Origin of the sequence: Halomonas sp., from assembly GCF_041689495.1 — a bacterium.
Lineage (GTDB): Bacteria > Pseudomonadota > Gammaproteobacteria > Pseudomonadales > Halomonadaceae > Halomonas.
In genome coordinates this window covers 1-4,069 of sequence record NZ_JBDNGD010000487.1, presented here as the reverse complement: position 1 = coordinate 4,069, position 4,069 = coordinate 1, and the positions used below count along the sequence as shown (strand labels likewise).

The following is a 4,069-nucleotide window of genomic DNA, read 5'->3' as shown; positions in this document are numbered from 1 at the left end:
CGCGCAAACATGCGTCGTAGGCCGATGCCAAGCATCGGCCTACGAACAGAGGGTGTTATCGAAGAAAAAGCGTTACAGCAGCTCGTTGTCCTGCAGGAAGGACTCGGCCACATCCTCGATGGTCTCGCGCTCCACGTCGACGCGGCTATTGAGCTCGGAAATAGTGTCGTCGTCGAGCAGTTCGGAGAGAATGCTCATCTGCTCCGCCAGCTCGGGAGTGGCATCAAGCGTTTCCTGGCGCACGACCGGGGTCAGCGCATAGGCGGGGAAGAAGCCTCGGTTGTCTTCCAGGATCTGGAAATCGAAGGCCGGGACGCGACCGTCAGTAGAATAGACCATTCCGACATCGACGTCGCCATCGCGCAGAGCCGAATAGATCAGGCCGGTGTCCATGCGTACTATATCGCTGCGCTGAACCTTGAAATCATAGGCTTTCTGAAGCGGACGCCAGCCATCATCTCGCGCATAGAACTCGGCATCGAGGCCTAAGGTCAGGTCCTCACCATCATTGACCGCATCGGCCAGATCATCGAGCGTCTCGATACCGCGTTCCTCGACGTCCTCCTCGCGCATGGCCAGGGCGTAGGTATTATTGGCCTCGGAGGGGCTCAGCCAGACGATTCCCTTCTGGGCATCCAGCTCCTTGACCCGTTCGTATGTGGCCTCGCGGGAGAGCGACTCGCTAATATTGTTGTAGACCATCAGAGAGGTGCCGGTGTACTCCCAGTAGAGATCCACCTGGCCGTTTTCCTGGGCCTGGCGAAGTATCGTCGACCCCATGCCATCACGCATGGTCACGTCATGGCCCAGGGCGTCGAGATACTGCTCGGTCATGCTGGAGAGAATCAGTTGCTCGGTGTAGTCCTTGCCCCCGACGGTAATCTCGGCGGCGCCGGCTGTGGTCATGGCCCCAGCCAGAGCCAGGCCAGACAGGGTGGTCATCAGGTGTTTCATGGGTGCTTCTCCTTGTCTTACTAGTGGATGGTGTTACCGCCCGGTATGAACGGTCAGGCGCGTGCCGGGTTGACTCCCCTCGGCACCACCAGGAAGGCGACGGTGGCGACCAGGGCATCGACGGTGATCGCCAGCAGGGAGGTGGGAATCGCGCCGGCCAGCATCATCACCGGATCGTACAGGGCAATGCCGGTGAAGATCAGCTCACCCAACCCCCCGGCACCGATCAGGAAAGCCAGCGGCACGGTGCCGACATTAATGGCCAGTGCAGTGCGCATGCCGGCGAAGATCACGTAGAGGGCGTTGGGTAGCTCCACCCGCAGCAGGCGCTGGGTCGACGACATGCCGATGCCAGCGGCGGCCTCCATCAGTGCGGGGTCCACACCTTTGAGCCCGGCATAGGTGTTGCGGGTAATCGGCAACAGGGTGGCAACGAACAGCCCGAAGATCGCCGGTACCGAGCCGATGCCCAGGAAGCTCATGGAGAGCGCCAGCACCGCGAGCGTCGGGATGGTGGTGCCGACGTTGAGCACCTGCATCAGCGATTCCGCCCAGCGACTCATGCTCGGACGCGACAGCACGATGCCCAGCGGGATGGCCACCAGGATCGCCAGACCGCCGGAGATCACCGTCAGCCACAGGTGCTGGATGGCCAGGTACTGCACGTCGGGCAGATAGAAGAGGAAGTCGTCGATGACCCCGCTCGACTGGCTCCATACCCCGGCGAAGAAGATCACCACCAGCAGGAGTGCGCGCAGGGCCCCTTTCAGGCTCTGTATGGGCATCGGCTCACTCCTTGACGGCGCTGGCGGGATTCCGGATAGCGGCCTCGCGGGTACGGAAGCGCGAACCCAGATGGTGCGTCATGGCGCGCTGGGTGATCTGACCGCTCACGCGGCCGTCATCATCGACACAGGACAGCCAGGTGGTGCCGCTGGCGAACATCAGTGAAGCGACCTTGCGCAGGTCATCGTCCAGCCTGACGACGGGAGGCGCGCTCTGGAAATGATCGCGGCAGTACCCCTTGGTGGTGCGGGCAACGGCGCGGGTGATCACCCCGGCCGGCTGGTGGCGGTCATTCACCATCAGGATCGAGTTCAGGTAACCGAAGTCATCGATGCGGGATAGCGCCGTTTCAAGCGTGTCGTCGGGATGCACGCTGCCGATATCGCTACTCACCACCTCACTGACCTTGACCAGGTTCAAGCGTTTGAGGGCACGATCCTCGCCCAGGAACGACTCGATGAAGGCATTCTCGGGCGCCGCCAGCAGGTCGTCGGGGGTGGAGTACTGCACCAGCTTGCCTTCACGGAACACGGCGATGCGATCGCCCATCTTGATCGCCTCATCGATGTCGTGGCTGACGAACATGATGGTCTTCTTGAGTTCCTGCTGCATCTTGAGGAACTCATCCTGAATCACCGCCCGATTGATCGGATCGATGGCACCGAAGGGCTCATCCATCAGCATCACCGGCGGATCCGCGGCCAGGGCCCGGGCCACCCCAATACGTTGCTGTTGGCCGCCGGACAACTCGCTGGGATAACGCTTGAGAAACGCCTCGGAATCCATGGCGATCATGTCCATCAGCTCACGGGCGCGCTTCTTGTAGCGGTTCTTGTCCCAGCCCAGCAGCTTGGGCACGATCGTGATGTTTTCCTCGATGGTCATGTTGGGAAACAGGCCGATCTGCTGGATGACATATCCGATATTGCGACGCAGGTCCTGGGTATTCATGCCGCTGGTGTCCTCATCATTGATGAAGACCTTGCCCGAGGTAGGGCGAATGATGCGGTTGATCATCTTCAGCGTGGTGGTCTTTCCGCAACCCGAAGGGCCGAGCAGAATGCAGATATCACCGGCAGGCACGTTCATGCTGATATGGTCGGCAGCGACCACGGCCTCTTTGGGGGTATCGAAGACTTTGGTCAGATTGTCGAGTTGAATCATAGTGATCCTGTTCTGGTGAGCAGCAAGCGGTTCGCGTAGGACGCGTCTCAGTCGGCTGAAGCGTCATGCTCCATGCCCTTGGGCGTCAGGCGCTTCTGCAGCGCCAGCAGAGAAAAATCGACAATGATCGCGAGCAGGCTCACGGCGACCGAACCGACGATCAGCTGGCGCGGGTCGGATTGGGATATGCCGCGACTGATGAAGGTGCCCAGACCGCCGGCACCAATATAGGCCGCAATTGCCATGACCCCGATATTCAGCACCACCGCAGTGCGTACCCCCGCCATGATGACCGGCACCGCCAAGGGGATTTCCACCATGCGTAAGCGCTGGTTCGAGCTCATGCCGAGCCCGCGTGCCGCTTCGCGCAGTGCCGGATTGACGTTATTGATCGCCGTATAGGTATTGCGAATGATCGGTAATTGCGAGTACAGCAGCACCGCCAGCACGGCCGGCACGTAACCGATCCCCTGGCCGAAGATCGAGAGTATCGGGATCATGATGCCGAACAGTGCAATCGACGGAATGGTGACGATAATCGAGGCGACATACAGCACTGATTTGGCCAGGTTTTCGTTCTTGGTGATGGCCATGCCGATGGGCACGCCGGTCAGCGTGGCGATGCCCACGGCAACCCCGACCAGGGCGATATGTTCCAGCGTCCGACTGCCGAGCAATTCAATATTGTCGAGGGCGTATTGCAATAGTTCCAAGCGACGGCTCCTCTTTTAGCAGAGACTTCCGACGACATGAAACGACTTGATTTGCCGCAGAGTTCAACCGCTGCATGGCAAATCAAGTCGCTTATGAACGCCAAGTCGTTTGTAAAGGCCCAGCACACACTGCGTCGGAAAAAACTAGCCTAACAGATATATGAAGTGGTCCCCAAAATTCGGACCAGGCGCTAAGCTCTGGTCAGACCGACAAGGAGAGCCAGGCCTATGACGCCTGTCGCAGCCTGGTTCAGGAGGGCATGGACTGTATAGTGGTCAACGCCGGGCTCTGACGGGAAATCGCCTGTCGGCCCTTGTCGTTTCTCGGCCGACCCTCTAGCCTGTCTCCTCGCCACACCCCGCTGCCCTTCTCGGGCCGGCGGGGTGGTTTTTTTGGCAGTGTGGAAGTGGCGCAAGGGAGGTCATGATGACGGCTTCGTTGAAGGGTATCG

4 protein-coding genes are annotated in these 4,069 nt (G+C 60.1%); all 4 read right to left on the bottom strand.

All coding sequences use genetic code 11. The features are described from left to right. Positions 1-72 precede the first annotated feature (72 nt). From ACESMD_RS14645 to ACESMD_RS14630, 4 genes are read right to left on the bottom strand one after another with little or no spacing between them, the layout of a single operon-like run. Positions 73-954 carry a glycine betaine ABC transporter substrate-binding protein gene (locus ACESMD_RS14645; RefSeq protein WP_372614417.1) on the bottom strand — a complete coding sequence of 294 codons (882 nt, stop codon included), beginning with the start codon at positions 952-954 and terminating at the stop codon, positions 73-75. Between the two features lie 53 nt (positions 955-1,007). Then, positions 1,008-1,739 carry an ABC transporter permease gene (locus ACESMD_RS14640; protein WP_372614415.1) on the bottom strand — a complete coding sequence of 244 codons (732 nt, stop codon included), beginning with the start codon at positions 1,737-1,739 and terminating at the stop codon, positions 1,008-1,010. Between the two features lie 4 nt (positions 1,740-1,743). Next, on the bottom strand, positions 1,744-2,904 hold the full coding sequence (locus tag ACESMD_RS14635; RefSeq protein WP_372614413.1) for an ABC transporter ATP-binding protein: 1,161 nt from the start codon (positions 2,902-2,904) through the stop codon (positions 1,744-1,746). A 47-nt stretch (positions 2,905-2,951) separates the two neighbouring features. Next, a complete protein-coding gene (locus ACESMD_RS14630) occupies positions 2,952-3,617 on the bottom strand; it encodes an ABC transporter permease (protein WP_372614411.1) in 666 nt (221 codons plus the stop codon). Positions 3,618-4,069 lie beyond the last annotated feature (452 nt).

Excerpts from the sequence above, each read along its gene's own strand:
- ACESMD_RS14645 (WP_372614417.1), bottom strand. The coding sequence starts at position 954 with ATGAAACACCTGATGACCACCCTGTCTGGCCTGGCTCTGGCTGGGGCC.
- ACESMD_RS14640 (WP_372614415.1), bottom strand. The coding sequence starts at position 1,739 with ATGCCCATACAGAGCCTGAAAGGGGCCCTGCGCGCACTCCTGCTGGTG.
- ACESMD_RS14635 (WP_372614413.1), bottom strand. The coding sequence starts at position 2,904 with ATGATTCAACTCGACAATCTGACCAAAGTCTTCGATACCCCCAAAGAG.